Below are 21,805 nucleotides of genomic sequence, written 5' to 3' on the forward strand. Positions count from 1 at the left end.
CTGGCCGACATGCAAATTGATCCGCGAACAATGGAACAGCTAATTTCGCTCCAGATGAAGAACAGTATTGATCTACAAGGGAACAAGGCAGCAGATACTTCTGGTGATATAGATGGTTCTTTGTTTGATATTTTGCTGCAGGAGATGATGATGGCTGATGGCAGCATCACGGCGGATGACTATGAAGATCAAATTTCGAATATCGAAGCCCAGTTGAATAATTATCTGAACAGTATAAATGGGCAAGTCACTGAAAGCTCGGATAGCTATAATATAGGTTCTATAACTGCGAATACCCCGGTGTCTTCCGGACAACATATCTCTTCTTCCAGACACGAGATCGCTGCGGATATCCAACAATTAATTACAGAAGCCGCCGGGCGCTATGGCGTAGCTCCGAGCTTGATTCAAGCTGTAATTGAGACGGAATCCTCCTTCAATCCGAAGGTTGTATCGTCTGCGGGAGCGAAGGGCCTGATGCAATTAATGGATGGAACAGCGCGTGGCCTTGGCGTTACGGATTCATTCGATCCTGCCCAGAATATCGATGGCGGAACGCGTTATCTGGCTAATCTGATCCGACGTTTTGGAGGTAATGAGAGCACCGCGCTTGCTGCTTATAATGCGGGTCCAGGCCGCGTGCAGAGAGCCGGCATAAGCAATGATCAGGAGCTGATGGACAAGCTTCATTTATTGCCGCGAGAGACGCAGAATTATGTATTTAAAGTAATGAACGCCCGCAGCAAATATGTATAGCATCCCAGAATGTGGATGTTTGAATTTTATTGATTAGACGCCTGATTGCAGGGCTGATATATTAAGATCACAAGGGAAAACGCACCGGCCACTCCCGGAAATCTGCGTTTTTTCTTTTGGTCTTTTTTTCGGGTTGTATTATGATCAAATAGGTGTGAACTACCTCTAAAGAAACTAGGTGAAATTATGAAATATATGGATTACGCAGCAACGACTCCGCCGCATCCCGAGGTTGCTCGTACGATTGCTGAGGTCATGAGCCTGCATTATGGGAATCCCTCATCGCTGCATATTTTGGGGGAGCAGAGCGAACAATTGCTTAAAAAGGCCCGTGAGGTTTGTGCCGGAGTTCTTCAGGTGAAGCCGTCTGAAATTATCATTACATCGGGTGCTTCAGAGAGTAATAATGCAGCCATAAAAGGTGCCGCCCTGCAATTTATGAATCGGGGCAAGCATCTTATAACAACGGCCATTGAGCATCCTTCTGTATATGAATGCTGTAAGCAGCTCGAAAGCCTTGGTTGGAATGTAACCTATCTGTCGGTTAATCATGAAGGGACTGTAACTCCGGAGCAGGTGTGCGCTGCTGTTCAGGACGATACGGTGCTCGTCTCGGTAATGCATGTGAATAACGAGACGGGGAGTATTAATCCGGTTCAGGAGATCGGCAAGCAGCTTAAGGTGCAGCATCCGCGTGTTTTATTCCATGTGGATGGCGTACAAGGATTTGGAAAACTGCCTTTGTCGCTTCAAGCTTCAGGTATTGATATGTACAGTTTGTCTGCGCATAAGTTTAGAGGCCCGAAAGGAATCGGCTTGCTCTACGTCCGCGAAGGAATTAAGCTCCAGCCTTTGCTTGCTGGGGGGAGCCAGGAGGGGGGAAGAAGGGCCGGTACAGAGAATATTCCATATATCGTGGGGATGGCTAAGGCTCTTAGATTGGCAAAAGAGGAACAAGCCCAAGTTGCAGAGCGTTTGCGGCATCTAAGAAAAGTTCTAATAGATGGAATTGCGGCTATACCGAAGCTGGTGCTAAATTCACCGCCTGATGGAGCACCTCATATCATTCATTTCTCTTGTCCTGGAATGAAGGCAGAAGCCATGCTTCATATGCTGGAGGAAGATGGATTTCTCGTATCGACCCGTTCGGCCTGCTCCTCGAAGAAGAGTGAGCCAAGCCGTATCCTTCTAGCTATGGGCAAAAGTGTTGAAGAGGCGTCCTCAGGCATTCGTGTAAGTCTAGGTGAGGAGCATACAGAACAGGATATACAACAATTTCTGGCTGCGCTTCAAAGCGCGGTAACACGTCAGGAAGATTTGAAGGGGAGAGGCTAATGAATTTGGATTATGAAATGCTATTGCTCCGGTTTGGAGAGATTACGGTCAAAGGGAAGAACCGCTCAAGATTTGAGAAGGCGGCGCTGTCTCATGTTAAATCATTACTTCGCGCTTTTCCGGGAACGGAAGCGATTCATGAATATGGAAGGATCTATGTAAGATTGAATGGCCAAGCTGCTGATCCAGTAATTTCCTCGTTAAAAAATATTTTTGGCCTAACCTCGATTAGCCCGGTGAAGGTTTCACCTTCCAAGCTTGAAGATATTGTTGAGATCGCCGTTGATTTTGTAAAATCAATTCCAGCGGACAAGTATAAAACATTTAAGGTGCATGGACGCCGCGTCTTTAAGGGCTTCCCACATTCTTCCCAAGAGATGAATCATTTGGTGGGTGGTCCCGTACTTAGCGCGTGTCCACATTTGAAGGTAGATGTTCATCACCCGGATTTGGAATTGAGAGTAGAAGTCCGTGAGCGTGTAACTTACCTGTTCTGTGAAGTAATTCCTGCAGCCGGTGGCTTCCCGCTTGGAACGAATGGGAAGGCAATGATGCTGCTCTCCGGCGGAATCGATAGCCCGGTTGCTGGTTATTCGGCTATGCGCCGTGGTTTGGAGATCGAATGTGTGCATTTCCACAGTTATCCTTATACGAGCAAGAAGGCGGAGGAGAAGGTGCTTGAATTAGCCCAGGTGCTGTCCGGCTTTTCCGGAAGAATCAAGGTTCACCTCGTTCCGTTCACAGATATTCAGACCTCCTTGGCGAAGACAGGACAGGACAACCTGATTATCACGCTGATGAGAAGATCTATGCTGCGCATTGCTACAAAGCTTGCGGAGAAGAACGGGGGACTGGCTCTAGTTACGGGTGACAGTCTCGGCCAAGTGGCAAGCCAGACTTTGGCTAGTATGAATGTGATCGGCAAGGTGACGGATCTGCCTCTGCTGCGCCCGCTTGTCATGATGGACAAAGAAGATATTATTTCCATGGCGAAGAGGATCGGCACTTATGATATATCGATTCTTCCTTATGAGGATTGCTGTACTCTATTCGTTCCCAAATCACCGGCAACGAACCCGAACCTGCGGATTGTTGAGCATGTCGAAAAGGAGTTAGCCGATCTTGATCACATGATCGAAGCGGCTGTAGAGAATACGGAGTCGGTCATCGTTAAGCCTCATGTCATCATTCGCAAGAATCAAAAGGACGAGCCAGAAGTTGTCCAAGAGCAGTGGTTCTAAGAGAGGTTCTCGGTGCTGAAAACTGGACTTTTTGAACACTCATTATAAGGTAACAGGCATAAAGATTATTAAAAAACGGAATCCAGCCGCTATGCGGATAAGGATTCCGTTTTTTGATTACATTTGTTCTCTCGGTGTTTGCCTTCTATTCTTGGACGCTGCGGATTTCTTACGATAGCCCGTGTACAGGATGACGATGACTGCGATGGCGATCAGTAGGTAACGTAAGATGGGCTTGTCCTCGAAGAAGGGCAGAAAATGAGGCTCTTCTGTGATCATCTTGGCAGCGGTATAAGCGAGAACACCCGCTCCGAGATATACGATCCAAGGAAAACGGTCTAACAGCTTGATAAAGAGCGTACTACCCCAGACAACGATCGGAACGCTAATCAGTAATCCGATGACGACGAGGATCATATGCTGGCCGGCTGCGCCTGCTACGGCGATAACGTTGTCCAGGCCCATTGCTGCATCGGCAATAATAATGGTACGTACTGCCGCCCACAATGAATCCTTCGCCTCAATAGAGTCATGAGAGCCGTCATCTGTCAGTACCTTATAGGCGATAAAGAGCAGGAGAACTCCTCCGATTGCCAGCAGCCAAGGGACCCTCAGTAACCATACGACAAGCAGCGTCGCGATAATGCGTAGTACTAAGGCACCGCCGGTACCGTAGATGATTGCCTTTTTCTGCACGTTATGAGGCAGCCTTCTGGCTGCCATGCCAATGACAATCGCATTATCACCGGCAAGGATCAAATCGATGAAGACGATGTTGATTAGCGAGAGAAAAAATGATGCGCTTATCCATTCCACAATTGTCACTTCCTCTAAAGATGTATATACGTACTAATTCATAGAAAAGATTCATTTGTAAAGCGGATTTTTGAAACAGGCATAGCTTGGCTCTTTCTCTCATACAAGTTGTAAGGGAGGGGTGAGCCGTGGAACAGATCATTTTATTGTCAGAAATATTAATCATTAATCTTGTCCTCAGCGGCGACAATGCAGTTGTCATAGCGATGGCCAGTAAAGATTTACCGAGAAGGCAGCGCAAACAGGCCATTTGGTGGGGGGCCGTAGGAGCAGTATTGCTACGCTGTATTATGACGTGGGTAGCTGTAGTATTATTGAAAATTCCATTTATCCAAGCAATCGGTGCGATTTTGCTAATTGGAATCGCCTTTAAATTGCTAATACCTCATGAAGACTCCAACCGCTCAGGCAAATCCGCTACTATATGGAAAGCGATTCAGACGATTCTGATCGCAGATTTTGTTATGAGTCTTGATAATGTGCTTGCGATCGCTGCGCTGGCCAACGGGGACTTGGCTATATTAGTAATCGGTATCGCTATTAGTATTCCCATTGTCGTCTGGGGCAGCAGTGCAATCTCTGTTCTGCTTCATAAGTTGCCGATCCTTATTTATTTGGGAGCTGGCATCTTAGGATATACTGCGGGAGGTATGCTCATCCATGATCCGAAGTTTGGAATCCTGTTGAAAGCACTCATACCGAGCCTCACTGGAATATTGCCGATATTACTGGCAGGGCTGGTTATTATATTCGGCTTGTTATTGAAATTGAAAGCACATCGCCAATAAATAGAAGACGGGCCGAACCACTCTTGAAATTGTGAAGAGTGGTTTTTTCTGCCGAATTCATATAAACTTGAGATAAAGAGGTGTCGTACTTTGCTGCGGCATGTCCCTCATTGTCATCTGGAAGGTGTGTGATCTAATGTCCGATAACAACAAGCTGACGACTGGTATTCTGATTCTGTCCGCCGGAATCGTCATCCTGCTAGGAAAGCTGGGTGTATTTAGTTTTCTCGGCAAGGCGCTCTGGCCTCTACTTCTCCTGATACCGGGCATCCTGCTGCATATGTGGTATTTTTGGAGGAAAGGACCTGTAGAGCTGCTTGTTCCTGGCGGAATTTTGGTAGTATACAGCATCATTTTCTTCATCGGCAACTTTGGTGGCTGGCAGACTTTGAAGTTTACTTGGCCGGCATTTCTGCTTGGTATCGCTGTCGGATTGTTCGAATATGGTTATATCTCACCTCAGCGACAGCAAGGGGTATTGGCTGCAGCTCTAATTGTCGGTATCTTGTCGGTAGTTCTACTAGGCTGGACTCTGTTCACCTGGTCAATTGTCTACCTGTTGGCGATCATACTGATCATCGCTGGAATCGTCCTGATCCTCATGCGTGGGAAAACCCGCCGTGGGTGGTAAATTAAGGATAGTTCTTGATTTTTTTAGATTTTTGCGTATAATATAAGGGATGGTCAAGCGTCGGTCTTATTTGCCCGACGCTTGTTTTGTGGTTCTATTTTCAGTTTGGTTTCAGGAAAAAATTGCCTGCATTTCGTTATGAATCAAATAATGATCTGACTAGACAATTTAATCAGATACAGAGACGAAAGGATATGGAGAAAAACTATGCATGAAAGAAATAACATTCGCAACATTGCGATTATTGCTCACGTAGACCATGGCAAGACGACGCTTGTAGATAAATTGCTGCAGCAGTCCGGTATTTTTAGAGAACATGAATCAGTACAGGAACGCGCGATGGACTCCAATGATATTGAGCGGGAACGCGGGATTACGATTTTGGCTAAAAATACAGCCATTACGTATAAGGATTATTTGATCAATATCGTGGATACTCCAGGGCATGCCGACTTCGGCGGAGAAGTAGAACGGATTATGAAGATGGTTGATGGTGTTCTGCTTGTCGTTGATGCTTATGAAGGCTGTATGCCGCAGACCAAATTTGTGCTGCGCAAAGCGCTTGAGCATGATTTGACCCCAATTGTTGTTGTGAATAAAATCGACCGCCCGGCAGCCCGTCCGGCCGAAGTTATCGATGAGGTATTGGATTTGTTCATCGAGCTTGAGGCAACAGATAAGCAGCTGGAATTCCCCGTTGTATACGCATCTGCTCTTAACGGTACATCCAGTTTGGACCCTGAGAAGCAAGATGATAACATGCTTGCCCTTTATGAGACGATCATCGACCATATCCCAGCCCCAACCGAAAAAGTTGACGAACCTTTGCAATACCTTGTAACACTGATGGACTATAATGAATATCTCGGACGTATTGCGATCGGCCGTGTGAACCGCGGGATTATTCGTCAAGGCCAATCCGTAGCCGTAATGATGCGCGATGGCAGCAAGAAGATGGCACGCATCGAGAAGCTGTTCGGCTTCCAAGGCTTGCGCCGTGTGGAAATCGATGAAGCTGGAGCAGGGGATATCGTAGCGATTGCCGGTATTAAAGACATCAATATCGGTGAGACGATTGCAGATCCGAACCAGCCAGAGGCACTTCCGGTGCTCAAAATTGATGAACCAACACTGCAAATGACTTTCCTCGTTAACAATAGTCCATTCGCTGGACGTGAAGGGAAATGGGTTACTTCCCGTAAACTTCGGGAGCGTCTGTTCAAAGAATTGGAGACCGATGTATCGCTTCGCGTAGACGAAACGGATAGTCCTGATGCTTTTATCGTCTCGGGACGCGGTGAGCTTCACCTTGGTATTCTGATCGAAAATATGCGTAGAGAAGGCTATGAGTTACAAGTATCGAAGCCAGAGGTTATCGTCAAGGTAATCGACGGTGTCAAGATGGAGCCAATCGAACGCCTCATGATCGATGTTCCTGAGGAGAGCATGGGCGCAGTTATGGAAAGCCTCGGTTCCCGTAAAGCAGAAATGGTGAACATGATCAATAGTGGCAACGGCCAAGTCCGTCTTGAATTCTTGATTCCGGCCCGCGGCCTGATTGGTTATACTACGAATTTCATGACCTTAACCCGCGGTTATGGTGTAATGAACCATGCCTATGACAGTTATGGTCCATTCGTCGGCGGTCAAGTTGGCGGACGTCATGAAGGTGTGCTTGTATCCAGCGAGAATGGCGTATCGACAATGTACGGTATTCTAGGGATCGAGGACCGGGGGATCCTGTTCCTTGAGCCAGGAGCGGAGATCTATGAAGGTATGATCGTCGGTGAGCATAACCGCGATAACGATATCGTTGTTAACATTTGTAGAGAGAAGCAATTAACAAACGTCCGCTCGGCGACAAAAGATGATACCGTAAAAATGAAGACACCCCGTCTGTTCTCATTGGAGCAAGCTTTAGAATATTTGAATGATGATGAATATTGCGAAATTACGCCGAAATCGATTCGTCTTCGTAAGAAGGTTTTGAATAAAGGCGAACGTGAAAGAGCTGAAAAACATCGCAAAATGTCCGAAGCTAATCTATAATGGGAATATATTCATTTTGATGTAAAGCGAAGGAGGGGCTGGCCTTGCAGGCTTGGTTCGCGGAAAACCCGGTCATTTCGTATATTTTGATTTATGTGCTTATCATCTTTGTTTACAACAAGGTGTTTCGTAGCCAGCAGAAGCTACCGCTTCTGAAGGAGATCATTTTATATATTTTAATGGCATTCGGCTCGTTCCTCCTGCTCATTTTTCAGATCGACAAGCTGCCGATTATTCAATGTCTGCTCGTTGCCGTCGTGCTGATGCTGATGGTGCGTATTCGTTATTTTGTGGAAGGACGACGCAATAAAAAAGAGAAATCTATACCTGCAGCTGGTGAGCAGAGCGAGTAGTATACGTTAGTTCGTGAGATTTTACGTGGAAACTTTATTGCCTTCTCATTCGTATACTCTATGTGACAACATAATCCAGATGAAAAGGTTTTGATTCTATGAGTTCTTACAACAAAGGCCTGCCACCTCGGGATGATCGTTCCAAGCGGTCTCCTGCCAAAGGATCAAAGAAGCCCAGAAAGCAGTCTGGTGGTAAGACCTTTTTTAAGGTATTATTGACGATTCTTATTGTTGCAGTGCTTGGAGCGGGTGGGGTCGCAGGTTATTTGATGCTCACTCTTAATGATACGATCAATAAGACGGGGACTTCAGGCAAAGTGGCCGCGGAGAATTCCGCCAAAGTCAAACCCATTGCCATGCTGTTATTGGGTACGGATTACCGCCCAGAGACCGGGACCCATCTCAGCGACGTTATTATGGTGATTGCCATGAATCCGAAGACAAAGTCGGCTACGATCGTGTCTTTACCTCGAGATACGAGGTTCCAAATGAAGGGTTACAGAACAAACAAGCTTAACTCATTCTATCCTAAGTTCCTGGCCGCTGAGAAGAAATCAGGCATATCGGCCAAGGAAGAAATGAAAACGATGCTTAGCAAGTATATGGATCTTCCGCTGGATTACACGACTGTGCTTAATTTTCAAGGCTTTCGTGATGTCGTAAATGCTTTAGGCGGAGTCGATGTAACCGTCGATGCCGATATGTGCTATGTGGACAAAGCAGATGGTACTAATATCAATCTGAAGAAGGGCGCCCAGCATCTGAACGGTGACAAGGCGCTAGATTACGTTCGCTACCGGAAATCGAACTGCAAACCGAAGACGAAGCCTTCGAATGATTTTGAGCGTAATCAGCGGCAGAATGAAGTACTTCATGCCTTGATTGATCAGACCAAGTCTTTAAATGGCGTAATCGGTGCAGGTAAGGCGATTGAGTCGATTGGCGATAATATGACGACTGACCTGGAATCAGAGCAGATCAAAAATATAATTGCCGCTTACTGGAGCATTTCCAAAGAGAATGTAACCTTTATTCCTGTTACGGGTGATTGGAAGAGCCCTTATGTTTACATCAATGATAGCGAGCTGAATAAGGCGAAGCAGGCATTAAAGGACGAGCTTTCCGGAACGAAGCCGCAATCTGAGGGACAAGGGAATCAGTCGGGCAAGTGATCGATTGAAGGCAAGTTTTGTGTCGTGGTATAATACAAATAGATAGTGGGGATTAGGTTTCTTAGTCCCCAGCTTCCTTCGCGGTGCTGAAAACCGAACTTTGTGAACACGTACTTTAAGTATGATCAGGGGGGCTGGCGTTAATGTCCGAACTCGTTACACAATTATCTGAACCATTGTTCAATGCATTCCAGTCCGAAATGTTCGTTCTGCTCAGCACAGTGGATGTGGAGACGGGAGGACCGACTTCAAGTGCGATCTCCTGGATTTATGCATTGAATCCCTCCACCCTTCGCTTTGCGGTGGACCACAGATCAAGGCTTGTCAACAATATGAAGACTCATCCGAGGATTACAGTAACTTTGTTTGGCGCGGAGACCATTTATGCAATTAATGGTGTTGCCGAAGTGGCGCAGGACCCTCTTGAGGGGGTTCCCTTCAAAATGTGCTGTTTCGACATGAAGATCGATGCTGTACGAAACGCTCTGTTCTATGGCGCCCAGCTTGCGTCCGCACCGACCTACAGCAAGGTTTACGATCAGCGTGCTATGGAGAAATTGGACAATCAAGTATTTTCTGCAATGAAAAAAGCCTAGCGATTAATTCGCTGGGCTTTTTTTCATCTAGGACAGACTTAGTATTTACTGCCAGAATTACTGGAAGTGTGATTTTTTGACTTTACTTTACTTTTTTCTTGCTTCTTAGGTGGATGGTGACCTTGCTTGGTTGGAACACTCTTGGCGCGCGGACGGGTGTCGCTCGACATTTGCGGAACTATTCGTCCGATAATATCGGCCATTTCTGTCGCAAAGCCAGAGATCGGGTGTCCTGCGGAAACCTTCTTGCCAATTTCAGAGATGCGATGGCTAAGGTCCATATCGGCCGTGACGATAGCTCCGGTACCTTGTGGATCTTTGCGCAGAGCTTCGGCCACCGTGTACTTGATACCGCCGACGCGGGCGCGCTCAAGATTCCCGTCAACATCAATACCTACGACAGCCGTCTTTCCCATGATGACGCAGTGGGCGCCTTTGACACCGGGAACTTTCTTAGCTAGCGATTCCAAATGGGCTTGTCGACTTCTTTGATCATTTTTGCCAGTTGCAGTGGCGTTTGTGTTCTGCTTCTGCTTCTGTGTTGACTTGCCCGTTGTATTGCTTAGACCCTTAGGACCATGTCCCTTAACATTTTGTGTCCGGGTGGTCTTTTCCGATGGAGTCTGCTGAGAGGGTGATGCCTTTTTAGATGCTGTTTGGCAGCTAGTTAGCAGTGAGGCCGTTAATAATAAACACAGCCAAATTCGCATGATTTGATCCGTCCTTTCGGAAATGATCTCTTGCCAGATATGATTCCAGCTTGGTATCTATAACATTTCCCGGACAATAAAAAATATGTATTAGAGGTAGTTCAAAAAGTCCGCTTTTGATCACGAAGTAACACTGAGAGCTTATTCGGCATCGAATCTTGAATTCACCCGGGCCTTCCGGTGCTCACGTAGGTATTGCCTACGCTCCGCTCCTCAGTCCCTAGCTTCATCCAACCTTCTCGGTGCTGAAAACCGACCTTTTTGAACTCGTTTTGAAATACCATGCGAATTTGAAGCTGTAGTGACTGCGGTGGAGGGGATATCCGTGAAAAAGATATTTGTATTGGATACGAATGTTTTGCTGCATGATCCGAACGCCATTTTTGCCTTTGAAGAGCATGTGGTTGTGATTCCGGCGGTCGTGCTGGAGGAAATCGATTCGAAGAAACGCAATGCAGATGAGATCGGACGAAATGCACGCGGAGTATCCAGACTGCTCGATGGCCTGCGGGAGCAAGGACATTTACATGATGGGGTCGGGCTAGAACATGGCGGCGTCATTAAAGTGGAAATGAATCACCGCAGCTTTGCCAAAGTACAAGAGATGTTCGGTGAGGTCAGCAATGATAACCGCATTTTGGCGGTCGCTCTGAATTATCATCTTGAAGAATCAGAGAAGCCGGAGCCAAGCCCGGTCATCATTGTCAGTAAGGATGTGCTGGTAAGAATTAAGGCCGATGTTCTCGGCTTGATTGCGGAGGATTATCTAACGGGCCGAACAGTGGACCCAAGTGAAATGTACCCGGGTTATTTGTCCATACAGGTTCACCCATCCATCATCGATGAATTTTATACATTCCGTTCATTACCTGTAAAATCGCTTGGATTATCCTATTCTCTATACTCGCATGAATTTATTATCATGAAGGATGAGATGGGGAGGGGAAAGTCAGCGCTTCTCAAAGTTAATGAGGATGCCAGCCGACTTGAGCCTTTATATCTTAGCAATGATCCCGTATGGGGTATCAGTGCCCGTAATGCTCAGCAGCGAATGGCTCTCGAATTGCTGCTGAATGATGACATTCCGCTGGTCACCATTACAGGTAAGGCGGGAACGGGGAAGACATTGCTTGCTCTGGCAGCCGGGTTACTGAAGGTCGAAGATGAGCATAAGTATAAGAAGTTACTGATTGCTCGTCCGGTTGTTCCGATGGGAAAAGATATTGGCTATTTGCCTGGGGAGAAGGAAGAGAAGCTCCGGCCCTGGATGCAGCCGATTTATGATAATTTGGAATATCTGTTCAACACAAAGAAATCCGGTGATATTGATAAAATTCTGATGGGCCTCGGAAGTATCCAGGTTGAGGCGCTTACGTATATCCGCGGTCGCTCCATTCCCGGTCAGTTCATTATTATTGACGAAGCGCAGAATCTTTCGCAGCATGAAGTGAAGACGATTGTCTCAAGAGTTGGCGAAGGCAGCAAAATTGTCCTCGTCGGCGATCCGGAACAGATCGATCATCCTTATCTGGATTCAGCTAGCAACGGTCTCACCTATCTAGTTCAACACTTCAGAGAGCAAGCCTTAAGCGGACATATCATGCTTGAGAAAGGAGAGCGCTCCAAGCTAGCCCAGTTGGCGGCGGATTTACTGTAGAAGCCTGCTTATTCTCAAATAGAAATAGGTTAAAAAACCAATTATTTACATCGGACAATTCCGGTGTTTTTTTTATTATGAGAATTTAGGGACAAGGTACTAGGGAGTTTGATACAATAGAGATTAGTTGATTGATTGAATTGGATTCCTATGTTTTGATGGTTGAAACGTTGGAGGGGAATAACGGGTATGAAGCGAAGAAACCATTGGGTACTTTTTGCACTTCTGCTGCTCGCCTTGATTAATTTGTCACCGACCGAGAAGTCTACGATGGTAGGTCCCAAGGATCAAGACAGAACAACGGAGCCGGTAATACCTCCAAGCCAGGAGAAGGTTAGAGAAAACGGTCGGATCAAAGTAGCTGTTCGCCTGCCGGAGTTGGAATTCAATGAACTAAAGGCGATGAACGAAGCGTTTATGAAGGAGCATTCCACCGAAGTTGAACTAGTCAATGTACCTGCAGGAGAGGATTATGGCTCCTTACAGCAGCAGTTCGAGCTTGGCGTATCTCCCGACGTCGTCTTACTGGACAATGTCTGGGTTCGCCGATATGCGGCTGGTGGATTCTTGCTGCCGACGGAGAGCTACTATTCCGGTTCTTTGACTGGCGAAGTGTTAAGCGCTTCCTTGGCGCAGGATGAGTGGAACGGCTACGTATGGGGCGTGCCGCTTGATGCCGATCCTTATGTCTGGGTATATAATGCTGAGGGGTTAAAAGAAATCGGCCATACCTTCCCTTCGACATCAGAGGAATGGCATGCGCTGATTGAAGCCTGGAATGAATTTAATTCTCCGGCTTATTTGCTGGGCCTAGATTATAACGATCCTTATGCGGTCATGTCATTGTTATGGCAACTGGGTGCCAAAGGTCAAGGAAAGCAGGAGGCGGCCGAATCTATTTTTAATAAGAAGGGCTTGGCTGAAGCAGTTCCACTCTTGGAGCAGCTCCAGCCTTATATGATAAATATCGGTGATGATGAGAGCAACGATCAGTGGATTGGCAGTAATCGCCAAGAAGCCTTGATTATGCTTATTCCTTCCACAGAAGCGAGGAAGTATCCTTATCGAGGAAAGAGAGTCTTTTTTCCAGATCCTTCCGAATCAGGTAACAAAATGTGGATCGCTGGCAGAAGTTTCGTGGTAACAGCTAGGTCTATGAATAGAGATACAGCAGGACTATGGATTTCTGCAATGACTACGCAAATTCAGCAACGTCAATGGCATGAGAAGACAGGTCATTTGCCTGCACTCAAAACTTTGTACTATCAGGCGATGAGATCCGGACTGCCGGATTGGATAACAGCTTCATTTGTGAAGGGACAGGGAATCACTCAGCCAGTAACGGCCAAGCTTCCTGAACTGATGCAGCAATTGCAGGAGAACTCATGGTCTTTCCTCCATAGCGATATCCCTGCCAAACAATATGTGAAACAATTGGATGAGCTGAATCCCTGAGATCAGGGCTAATTGCGTGATTTTAACGATAGTTTCAAAGTAATAGTGAGCTCGTTCTCGCTGATTTTTGCTTCTGTCGCTTCAATAAAGGGAACGAGCTGCTGCGGATAAAAGCCAAGATCGAACGCATCTTCCAACTCATTTCTTGTAGTATCCGGCAGCTCTAACCCGTTAAATACAAGTTTATCAATATGAAAAATCAGGGCGTTTTGCGGTTGGTTTTCTATCGTGTAATGTCCTTCTATCGATAATTCGAGACCCTCTTTGCTGCCTTGTACGATCATGCGTTGCTCCGTGAACCGGAACGTCATATCGCCTAGCAGCTTATTTTTATTTCTAAGAAATTGATTGAGTTCTTTCTCTCGAATGGTTAGTATATAACCTCCTTTAATTGAAGCGAGGCTGTCCCCGTAATCTTTCAAATAATCAGAGAAATTAGCCATTGCCTGTGACAGAGCCTTGAAATAACGCCTTACTTCATGCAATCCGACGTTCTGCCAATAGCTTGTTAATTCCTGGATCATTTGCCGCAGCTTTTCGGGATCAGCGCTGGAGCTTATGGAACTTTCCACACTTTGCTGAAGTGCAACCAATCGTTCTCGTTGTTGCAGCAACCGTTGTTTTATTTTCTCCAGTTCCCGGCTGGTTTGATCCAGATCCTCTCTTGCTTGTCTGAGACCAATGTATTCTTGCTGATATGTATTAAGGATGTCCTGGTTCCGCTCTGAAATTAGCTGGTAGTAATCCCATACCGTAAAAAAATCGCTTAGGCTGTTAACCGATAGTAGCGCGGTGAGCAGAGTCTCTCGCTCTCCCATATAGTAGGCGGCGATCACTTTACCGGCACGTTCCCGGCTGCTTTCGATTTGGATACTCTTATCGGCGATCTGTTTCGTTAACTTGACTGTGTCTCGCTCGGTATCTTGCTGCTGAAGCATAACTTTACTGATATCCCGATCGATCTCTACGATGGATAGGCTCTGTTCCATAATCTTCAGGTCCTCCTCTGAGATGGGAGCGGCATAGGCAGCGCCCTGCAGCAGAGGAATGGTTGCAAGAGTGATTAAGATACATAGCGAAGCAATGGCTCTGTGCAAGCGATTCTTCAGATTCAATGCGTCCCCCTCCTTCGCTGAATCATGTTATGAGGGCAGCACCCCTATACCTTAGGATGTATATGATACAAGCACCGCAAATATATGAGGTTGTTCAAAAAGTCAGCTTATGATTACGAAGCAAATTAGGAAGTGAATCAGCATAGTTTATAATATATGAACAACAAAGAAGACGATCCGATAAATCGAATCGTCTTCTTTGTGTAATGAAGAAGCAAGCCGGAGACTATAACGGCAGCCCCATTTGGAAAACCGTCCAATAGCTGAATCCTGTGAAGGCCACAATCATATATCCCCAGAACAACAAGATATAAGTCTTCTCTGTGAACTTCAAGTAGCCAAACAACATGAAGAATGCGGTCTGCATAAAAAATAGCAAAGCCATTTCAATGAGGTTCCCGGCAAAAGCCATAAGTCCGATGGAGAGTGTGAAAAAGCCGAGGACGCGGAACATGCGTGCCAAGCGTGAATCCCCCTTTCCTATGTATACGCTTCATCCAAATTCTACAATTTATTATACCCGCAACCTTATCAAGTGTAAACGGAAAGTCACTAAAAAGAATCAAATTCCCACTAAAATGTGATTTTTATTATTGTGGACCATATAAGCGGTGCCATTACTCGTTTGTATTTTGCAAAGATATGTATGGACAAGGTTGAAAATGGAAATACATTTTAATACCAAATAGATTCTATGAACTCTATGAGAGGCATAGAAATGGAGTAAGAAGTTATTTCACCCATTCGCCTGCCGGGGTATAGGCTGGAGACGGTATATTTAGGATGTCGTTAGGAGGTTTATATTGCATGACAGCAGTGAGACAAGATGCGTGGAGTGCGGAAGATGATTTGATTCTGGCTGAAGTAACTTTGCGCCATATTCGTGAGGGCAGTACCCAACTGACTGCCTTTGAAGAAGTAGGGGAGAAGATCGGTAGAACCGCGGCTGCTTGCGGTTTCAGGTGGAACAGTTGTGTGCGTAAGAGATATGAGGCAGCGATAGGAATTGCAAAAGCACAACGGCAAAAAAGAAACTATATGAAGAAACAGGGATCGCTGGCCGGAAGCCCGGCTGTAGCTTCATTGACCTCGGTTGAACTTGATGAGGGAATCTACAAAAATGACGGAGTTACCGAAGAGACGATCTCCATTGATGCAGTCATCCGCTTCTTGCGCGGGTGGAAGAATACGGTTCAAGACAGCAATCGTCACGTGAAGATGCTGGAAAAAGAACTGCGTATGAAGGATGAGGAGTTGCATCATTTGCGCGGGGAGAATAAACGCTTGTTCGCGCAGGTGAACGAGGTTCAGAGTGATTACCGAGTCGTGAATGACGACTATAAAGCTTTGATTCAAATTATGGACCGGGCCAGACGACTTGCCTTTCTTAATGAAGAGGAAGACGAGAGTAAGACAAGATTCAAGATGGATGCTAACGGCAATTTAGAACGAATTGAATAGCAGAATCAATAGAATTAACGAAGGTCCCGTCGCAATAGCGTCGGGATTTTCTTTTTGTGAAGTTGATTGTGCTTTGTATTTATAGGGGCAGGTCTGGTATAAAAATAGTAGATGATTAAAGTTGAACCAATGGTTTATGGATATAAGCGGCCGAGTTTGGATGAGTTCAACTTTATATGGAAGGAAGGATACGGGTGAAGGTAGATATCATTGGAGCGGGGGCTCTTGGACTGTTATTTGGCGGCAAGCTAGCCGCGGGGGGAGCGCGGGTTCGCTTCTGGACGAGGACATTGGAACAGGCACGATTGTTGGCAGGAGAAGGAATTCAAGTTGAAGAACCGCATTCCGGTCTTATGAGTATTGCTCCATCTATGATTTTGGCCCATCCGGTAGATGATATAGTCGGAGGTTCATTGAATATCACTGAAGAAGAAAGGCCTGATTGGATATTCATCACGACCAAGCAGCGAAGTGTGGACCATGACTTGCTTGAATTCGTTGGACGGATTGCCGGCCCTAAGACGGGGATCGTCTGCTTCCAGAACGGGATTGGTCATATCGAGATGTTCCAAAGCGTCTTCAAGGATAGGAGTATCTATGTAGCTGTAACGACAGAAGGAGCAAAACGCGGCGACGCCCGTTCTGTCATCCGCTCGGGTGCCGGAACCACACAGATTGGTATCCCGCAACCCAGCGAATTTCTTCTATATAATGATGATTCCTTAGATGAGAGGAAGGAGCAGATCAGGGAAGAAGATTTGCTTAAAATGCTTGAATCGGCAGGATTTGAAGCCTTTTTGTCGAAAGACATCGATAGGGAAATTTATAGGAAACTGCTTATAAATGCGGTGATTAACCCGTTAACCGCTATTTGGCGAATACCAAACGGAGAGCTGCTGGATACGGAATCACGCATAGTGATGCTTCGGCAGTTATGTGAGGAAGGAATGCGAATCTATGCAGCGCATCAAATCCCTATTCCTTCTAATATGTATGAACAGATTGTATCTGTCTGCCGCTCGACAGCCGGGAATACCTCATCGATGTTAAGCGATGTGCTTAAGGGAGCGCCGACCGAGATTGATTCCATAAATGGACGGTTAGTGAAGTTGGCTCAGGCTGCCAGTATACCTGCCCCAGGACATGAAATGGTGTGGCGTTTGGTAAGAGGACTAGAAGCCACAGGCGTATGAGGATATAAAATTTTGTTTTAGGTCTGAAAATTACAGTTTATGAGGAGGGTTTGCCTTGGATGCACTATTAGGACCGGTTTTTATATTTACGATATTGCCAATAATTCCATTTTTTCTGGTCTATGTGATTAGTATTTTCTTGAAAAAGGAGAAAAGAGCTTCATTGCTCCTCGCCATGGATGTGACAACGTTTTTCCTTATATTGTCTGTCTCTATCCTGTTCAATAACGTATTTCATTCCCAATTTGGCTTCTATTTAATACTGCTTATCCTCTTGATTGTCGTGGGTTTGATTGGCGGAGCCCAGAACAGATTGAAGGGAAAGGTCGATGTGAGTAGAATGCTGCGCGCCGTATGGCGCCTCGCTTTCGCCGGAGCAGGGATCGTCTACATTATATTGTTTCTCATTAGCTTTTTTACATATATTTCTGCCATTTAGTTCAAGCTAAGTGAGAAGAGAGCAGGCACTACATATTGAATAAAATATCGCGAATAACTAGCGTAATGGGGTTAAAATGTCAATAATGTATATTTGACTATTTTGTTAATTAAATATTTCGTTTTTATTAACTAGTGTTCTATTTCAGAAAATTTATGTTGGATTTTTTTGACCGCTGGTTGTATAATTTTAAAACATATACCACAAACATACTTAAGGGGGACACAGCAAGGATGAAGAAGAGTAAAAGTTTATTGCTTCTTTTGACACTCGTTCTTGCGGTCGGTACGCTACTATCTGCTTGCGGATCGAACGATAGTAAGAACAGTGCTTCAAACGGCGGCAATGCAGCAAACAATGCTGCTAATCAAGGTGACGTGAAGTTAGCTTCTGATCAAACACTGAGGATCAATTTGAGCGCAGAACCGCCAACATTTGACCCAGCACTAGCGCAAGACAGCCAAGCTAACACAGTGCTCAAGATGATGTACGAAGGTCTTGTGCGCTTTGATGCTGATGGTAAAGAAGCTCCAGGCGCTGCTGAATCTTGGGAGGTTGACGGAACTAAATATACTTTCCATCTTCGCAAAGATGCTAAGTGGAGCAACGGCGACCCTGTAACAGCAAAAGATTTCGTATTTGCTTGGGAACGCGTGCTTAGCCCAAATACACAACCAGCTGCACCTTATGCTACTCAATTGTACTATATCAAGAATGCTGAAGAGTACAACAAGGGTGAAATTAAGGATTTCAACGAAGTTGGCGTAAAGGCTACTGATGACTATACCTTGGACGTGGAATTGGTCAACCCAACTCCATATTTCCTCGGTCTGACTTCATTTTATACGTTCTACCCGGTTCATCAATCCGTTAAGGATGATGCAAAATGGGCTACTGATCCTAAGAAAATGATCGTTAACGGACCATTTACGTTGACCACTTGGACAACCGGTCAGGCTCTTGAAGTAACGAAGAACGATCAATACTGGGATAAAGACAACATCAAATTGAACAAAATTACAATGTCTTTGGTAGAAAGCGGCGCTACTGAGCTCGAATCCTACCGTAACGGCGAACTTGACCGTGCGGGCGGACCTAACGGTGAAATCCCATCCGACCAAATTCCAATCGTTCAAAAGGAATTGGCTGATGAATATAATGTAAAAGGTATCGCTGGTACCTACTACTATCAATTTAACTCCAAAGCAGAACCATTCCAGAATGTTAAGATTCGTAAAGCATTCTCAATGGCTATCGAGCGTCAAGCGATCGTAGACAAAATTACGATGGGCGGACAAATTCCTGCATACGGTGTTGTACCGGAAGGTATCATGGGTGCAGAAGGTGAATTCCGTACTGAGCACAGCGATAAAGAGTACTTCCAAGAGAACGTTGATGAAGCTAAGAAGTTGTTGGAAGAGGGTATGAAGGAAGAAGGATACACGAAGCTGCCTGAAATCACTGTAATCCACAACAACGGTGAAGGACACAAGAAAGTCGCTACTGCTATTGTTGACATGTGGAAGAGAAATCTTGGTGTAGACGTTAAGATTCAGAACCAAGAGTGGGGCGTATTCTTGAAGAATCGTCAAAACCTTGACTATCAAATCGCTCGTAGCGGATGGTCTGCTGACTACAACGATCCGATGACATTTATGGATCTGTGGATGACTGGCGCTGGCAACAACGATTTGGGCTACTCTAATCCTGAGTATGACAAGTTGCTTAAAGACGCTAGAGCAGAATCTGACTTGAAGAAACGTGACGAATACTTCTCGAAAGCGGAAGAAACCTTCATTAAAGAAGATATGGCTTATATGCCGATCTACTATTACACGAATGTATCGCTTGTGAAGCCAAACCTTAAAGGTGTAGTTGTTGACTACAGCGGTGCGGTGGACTTCACTCGGGCCTACCTGACTGAATAGTAAATTGTCGGTAAAAATACACAAATGTCGAATAATTGAATAGTAAGTTTGGGATATATATGTGGTATTCCATATATATCCCCTTTTTTTTGCAACTTTCTTCCAAGTTATGTGGTCATTTGAAAATTTATCGAATAGACAAATGAAAAGGTTTGCCCTAAAATCGATTTATATCGTTTTTTGTCGAAAATTATAAGAGGAGGTGTTAACGGGTATGGTGCGCTACATTGCTAACAAACTATTCTACACATTGGTTTCGCTATTCATCTTAATCTCCGCCACCTTCTTTCTTATGAAAGCAATACCGGGTGATCCTTTCATGTCGGAAAAGAAAGTTCCAGAGGAGATCAGATTGCGTCTCATGGAACAATATGGTTTGGACAAACCCGTTTTCGAACAGTACACGAGGTATCTTGGAAATATCGTTCAAGGTGATTTGGGGATTTCAATGAAGAAGCTTAACCAAGAGGTATCGGGCATCATTGGTCAAACCTTCTCCGCTTCACTTAAGCTGGGACTTGTCGCAATTGTCGTATCCGTCATTGTCGGAGTGGTGCTCGGACTTCTGGCTGCTCTCTATCACCGGAAAGTTATTGATAATGTGACGATGGTATTAGCGGTCCTAGGAATCGCGGTTCCAAGCTTCGTACTCGCATCATTGTTGCAATTTGTGTTTGCTTCCAAATTGCATTGGCTCCCTACGATGGGATTCAAAGGGCCAATGTACTATGTACTACCTGTAGCGGCACTTTCAGCGCAGCCTATAGCCTTTATAGCCCGTCTGACAAGGTCGAGTATGCTGGAAGTCTTGCATGCGGACTACATCAAGACAGCTAAGGCTAAAGGCTTAAATTGGTTTGCTATTTTGTTCCGCCATGTAGTTCGTAACGGGATTATGCCGATTGTTACTTACATGGGGCCAATGACCGCAAATATCGTTACCGGTTCGGTTGTTATTGAGCAGGTCTTCGGTATCGGTGGTATCGGTAAACAGTTCGTACTAGCTATTACAGGTCGTGACTATCCGGTGATCATGGGGATTACGATATTCTACGGTGTGTTATTAATGATCGCTCGGTTAATTACTGATATTGCTTACGGATTTATCGATCCGCGAATCAAGCTTGGCGCTAGGAAGGAGGGCTAATCGTTGGATGCAAATCAACAAATGAAAGTGATGCCAGCACCAAAAGATTTGACAGCAGACGATTTTACTAGAATTGGTGCGGACGAGAAACAGTCTGAAGTGATACAGCGGGAAAGTGTTTCCGCGTTGAAGGACGCTTGGCAAAGATTGCTTGCTAATAAAATGGCAATGACTGCATTGGTCATTCTAATTCTAATCGTAATTATGTCTATTATCGGTCCAATGATTTCAAAATTTAATTATTTTTCGAATGATCTATTAAATACGAATTTGAAACCGAATGCAGAGCATTGGTTCGGAACTGATGATTTTGGTCGAGATATGTTCGTGCGTACTTGGTCAGGTGCGCGCATCTCATTGATTGTCGGTTTGGTAGCGGCTCTGATTGACCTTTTTGTCGGTGTTATATATGGCGGTATTATGGGTTTCTTTGGCGGACGTGTAGATACAATTATGAACAAGTTCTCCGAAATTCTATATGCTATTCCTTACTTGCTAGTAACAATTCTGTTACTGGTAGTTATGGAGCCGAGTCTTGTTACAATTATCATCGCATTGACGATTACCGGCTGGATTAACATGTCCTGGATTGTTCGCGGTGAAATTATGCAGCTTAAAAATCGTGAATTTGTACTTGCATCGCGTTCGATGGGTGCAGGATCGGGACGTTTGTTGTTCCGTCACTTATTACCGAACGCACTTGGCCCAATCATCGTTACGGTTACTCTTTCTGTACCGAATGCGATCTTTGCGGAAGCGTTTCTGAGCTTCCTTGGTCTCGGTGTTCAGTCGCCGGTTGCATCGCTTGGTTCGATGATCAACGACGCATTGACCGGTTGGTTGTATTATCCTTGGCGCATGTTGTTCCCGGCGGCTCTGATCAGCTTGATCATGCTGTCGTTTAACATCCTTGGCGATGGCCTTCGTGATGCGCTGGATCCAAATCTGAAAAACTAGGAGGTG

21 protein-coding genes are annotated in these 21,805 nt (G+C 45.4%); 17 read left to right on the top strand and 4 right to left on the bottom strand.

What is annotated here, in order from left to right:
• Nucleotides 1–30: 30 nt before the first annotated feature.
• The 3 genes from EI981_RS08435 (at nt 31) to thiI (ending at nt 3,332) form a co-directional block, all read left to right on the top strand.
• Nucleotides 31–756, top strand: coding sequence for a lytic transglycosylase domain-containing protein (locus tag EI981_RS08435; protein ID WP_335926348.1), 726 nt, complete (start codon nt 31–33; stop codon nt 754–756).
• Nucleotides 757–942: 186 nt separating this feature from the next.
• Complete coding sequence (locus EI981_RS08440; RefSeq protein ID WP_126997191.1) at nt 943–2,091, top strand: cysteine desulfurase family protein; 1,149 nt, start codon at nt 943–945, stop codon at nt 2,089–2,091.
• Nucleotides 2,092–2,096: 5 nt separating this feature from the next.
• Nucleotides 2,097–3,332, top strand: a complete 1,236-nt coding sequence (gene thiI / locus EI981_RS08445) for a tRNA uracil 4-sulfurtransferase ThiI (RefSeq protein ID WP_127004483.1) — start codon at nt 2,097–2,099, stop codon at nt 3,330–3,332.
• A 117-nt stretch (nt 3,333–3,449) separates the two neighbouring features.
• Here thiI and EI981_RS08450 read toward each other — a convergent pair whose 3' ends face one another.
• The gene (locus tag EI981_RS08450) at nt 3,450–4,148 is read right to left on the bottom strand and encodes a TerC family protein (RefSeq protein ID WP_126997193.1); all 699 of its coding nucleotides are present in this window, start codon (nt 4,146–4,148) and stop codon (nt 3,450–3,452) included.
• 128 nt (nt 4,149–4,276) lie between these two features.
• Here EI981_RS08450 and EI981_RS08455 point away from each other — a divergent pair, with 128 nt between their 5' ends.
• The 6 genes from EI981_RS08455 to EI981_RS08480 all read left to right on the top strand — a co-directional run bounded on the left by EI981_RS08455 (nt 4,277) and on the right by EI981_RS08480 (nt 9,737).
• A complete protein-coding gene (locus tag EI981_RS08455) occupies nt 4,277–4,936 on the top strand; it encodes a TerC family protein (RefSeq protein WP_126997195.1) in 660 nt (219 codons plus the stop codon).
• Nucleotides 4,937–5,072: 136 nt separating this feature from the next.
• A complete protein-coding gene (locus tag EI981_RS08460; protein ID WP_126997197.1) occupies nt 5,073–5,567 on the top strand; it encodes a hypothetical protein in 495 nt (164 codons plus the stop codon).
• Between the two features lie 207 nt (nt 5,568–5,774).
• On the top strand, nt 5,775–7,616 hold the full coding sequence (gene typA / locus EI981_RS08465) for a translational GTPase TypA (protein WP_126997199.1): 1,842 nt from the start codon (nt 5,775–5,777) through the stop codon (nt 7,614–7,616).
• 44 nt (nt 7,617–7,660) lie between these two features.
• Nucleotides 7,661–7,969, top strand: coding sequence for a YlaH-like family protein (locus tag EI981_RS08470; RefSeq protein WP_126997201.1), 309 nt, complete (start codon nt 7,661–7,663; stop codon nt 7,967–7,969).
• Nucleotides 7,970–8,067: 98 nt separating this feature from the next.
• The gene (locus tag EI981_RS08475; protein WP_126997202.1) at nt 8,068–9,141 is read left to right on the top strand and encodes an LCP family protein; all 1,074 of its coding nucleotides are present in this window, start codon (nt 8,068–8,070) and stop codon (nt 9,139–9,141) included.
• Nucleotides 9,142–9,284: 143 nt separating this feature from the next.
• A complete protein-coding gene (locus EI981_RS08480) occupies nt 9,285–9,737 on the top strand; it encodes a pyridoxamine 5'-phosphate oxidase family protein (protein WP_126997203.1) in 453 nt (150 codons plus the stop codon).
• Nucleotides 9,738–9,775: 38 nt separating this feature from the next.
• Here EI981_RS08480 and EI981_RS08485 read toward each other — a convergent pair whose 3' ends face one another.
• The gene (locus tag EI981_RS08485) at nt 9,776–10,447 is read right to left on the bottom strand and encodes a YhcN/YlaJ family sporulation lipoprotein (RefSeq protein WP_126997204.1); all 672 of its coding nucleotides are present in this window, start codon (nt 10,445–10,447) and stop codon (nt 9,776–9,778) included.
• Between the two features lie 325 nt (nt 10,448–10,772).
• Between EI981_RS08485 and EI981_RS08490 the strand changes: the two genes are divergently transcribed.
• Together EI981_RS08490 and EI981_RS08495 are read left to right on the top strand one after the other, a co-directional pair.
• Nucleotides 10,773–12,104: a PhoH family protein gene (locus tag EI981_RS08490; protein WP_126997205.1), complete on the top strand. Its 1,332-nt coding sequence runs from the start codon at nt 10,773–10,775 to the stop codon at nt 12,102–12,104.
• A gap of 189 nt (nt 12,105–12,293) precedes the next feature.
• Entirely contained in the window at nt 12,294–13,559 is a 1,266-nt protein-coding gene (locus EI981_RS08495; RefSeq protein WP_126997207.1) for an extracellular solute-binding protein, read from the top strand.
• Nucleotides 13,560–13,567: 8 nt separating this feature from the next.
• Here EI981_RS08495 and EI981_RS08500 read toward each other — a convergent pair whose 3' ends face one another.
• Nucleotides 13,568–14,674, bottom strand: a complete 1,107-nt coding sequence (locus EI981_RS08500) for a coiled-coil domain-containing protein (RefSeq protein ID WP_227011770.1) — start codon at nt 14,672–14,674, stop codon at nt 13,568–13,570.
• 226 nt (nt 14,675–14,900) lie between these two features.
• Complete coding sequence (locus tag EI981_RS08505) at nt 14,901–15,137, bottom strand: DUF2626 family protein (protein ID WP_068782066.1); 237 nt, start codon at nt 15,135–15,137, stop codon at nt 14,901–14,903.
• 344 nt (nt 15,138–15,481) lie between these two features.
• Here EI981_RS08505 and EI981_RS08510 point away from each other — a divergent pair, with 344 nt between their 5' ends.
• From EI981_RS08510 to EI981_RS08535, 6 genes are all read left to right on the top strand, one after another.
• Nucleotides 15,482–16,135 carry an RsfA family transcriptional regulator gene (locus EI981_RS08510; RefSeq protein WP_126997209.1) on the top strand — a complete coding sequence of 218 codons (654 nt, stop codon included), beginning with the start codon at nt 15,482–15,484 and terminating at the stop codon, nt 16,133–16,135.
• Between the two features lie 194 nt (nt 16,136–16,329).
• On the top strand, nt 16,330–17,328 hold the full coding sequence (locus tag EI981_RS08515) for a ketopantoate reductase family protein (RefSeq protein WP_227011771.1): 999 nt from the start codon (nt 16,330–16,332) through the stop codon (nt 17,326–17,328).
• A 55-nt stretch (nt 17,329–17,383) separates the two neighbouring features.
• Nucleotides 17,384–17,767, top strand: coding sequence for a DUF3397 domain-containing protein (locus tag EI981_RS08520; RefSeq protein ID WP_126997213.1), 384 nt, complete (start codon nt 17,384–17,386; stop codon nt 17,765–17,767).
• A gap of 233 nt (nt 17,768–18,000) precedes the next feature.
• Nucleotides 18,001–19,695, top strand: a complete 1,695-nt coding sequence (locus EI981_RS08525; protein WP_126997215.1) for a peptide ABC transporter substrate-binding protein — start codon at nt 18,001–18,003, stop codon at nt 19,693–19,695.
• Between the two features lie 214 nt (nt 19,696–19,909).
• Nucleotides 19,910–20,842, top strand: coding sequence for an ABC transporter permease (locus EI981_RS08530; RefSeq protein WP_126997217.1), 933 nt, complete (start codon nt 19,910–19,912; stop codon nt 20,840–20,842).
• A gap of 30 nt (nt 20,843–20,872) precedes the next feature.
• Nucleotides 20,873–21,799: an ABC transporter permease gene (locus EI981_RS08535; protein ID WP_418789062.1), complete on the top strand. Its 927-nt coding sequence runs from the start codon at nt 20,873–20,875 to the stop codon at nt 21,797–21,799.
• Nucleotides 21,800–21,805: the final 6 nt, after the last annotated feature.

The organism is Paenibacillus lutimineralis, from assembly GCF_003991425.1.
Classification (GTDB): domain Bacteria; phylum Bacillota; class Bacilli; order Paenibacillales; family Paenibacillaceae; genus Fontibacillus; species Fontibacillus lutimineralis.

Bases quoted from the DNA above. Each gene is read 5' to 3' on its own strand.
- EI981_RS08435 (WP_335926348.1), top strand. From the start codon at position 31: ATGGAACAGCTAATTTCGCTCCAGATGAAGAACAGTATTGATCTACAA.
- EI981_RS08440 (WP_126997191.1), top strand. From the start codon at position 943: ATGAAATATATGGATTACGCAGCAACGACTCCGCCGCATCCCGAGGTT.
- EI981_RS08460 (WP_126997197.1), top strand. From the start codon at position 5,073: ATGTCCGATAACAACAAGCTGACGACTGGTATTCTGATTCTGTCCGCC.
- typA (WP_126997199.1), top strand. From the start codon at position 5,775: ATGCATGAAAGAAATAACATTCGCAACATTGCGATTATTGCTCACGTA.
- EI981_RS08475 (WP_126997202.1), top strand. From the start codon at position 8,068: ATGAGTTCTTACAACAAAGGCCTGCCACCTCGGGATGATCGTTCCAAG.
- EI981_RS08480 (WP_126997203.1), top strand. From the start codon at position 9,285: ATGTCCGAACTCGTTACACAATTATCTGAACCATTGTTCAATGCATTC.
- EI981_RS08485 (WP_126997204.1), bottom strand. From the start codon at position 10,447: ATGCGAATTTGGCTGTGTTTATTATTAACGGCCTCACTGCTAACTAGC.
- EI981_RS08495 (WP_126997207.1), top strand. From the start codon at position 12,294: ATGAAGCGAAGAAACCATTGGGTACTTTTTGCACTTCTGCTGCTCGCC.
- EI981_RS08510 (WP_126997209.1), top strand. From the start codon at position 15,482: ATGACAGCAGTGAGACAAGATGCGTGGAGTGCGGAAGATGATTTGATT.
- EI981_RS08525 (WP_126997215.1), top strand. From the start codon at position 18,001: ATGAAGAAGAGTAAAAGTTTATTGCTTCTTTTGACACTCGTTCTTGCG.
- EI981_RS08530 (WP_126997217.1), top strand. From the start codon at position 19,910: ATGGTGCGCTACATTGCTAACAAACTATTCTACACATTGGTTTCGCTA.
- EI981_RS08535 (WP_418789062.1), top strand. From the start codon at position 20,873: ATGCCAGCACCAAAAGATTTGACAGCAGACGATTTTACTAGAATTGGT.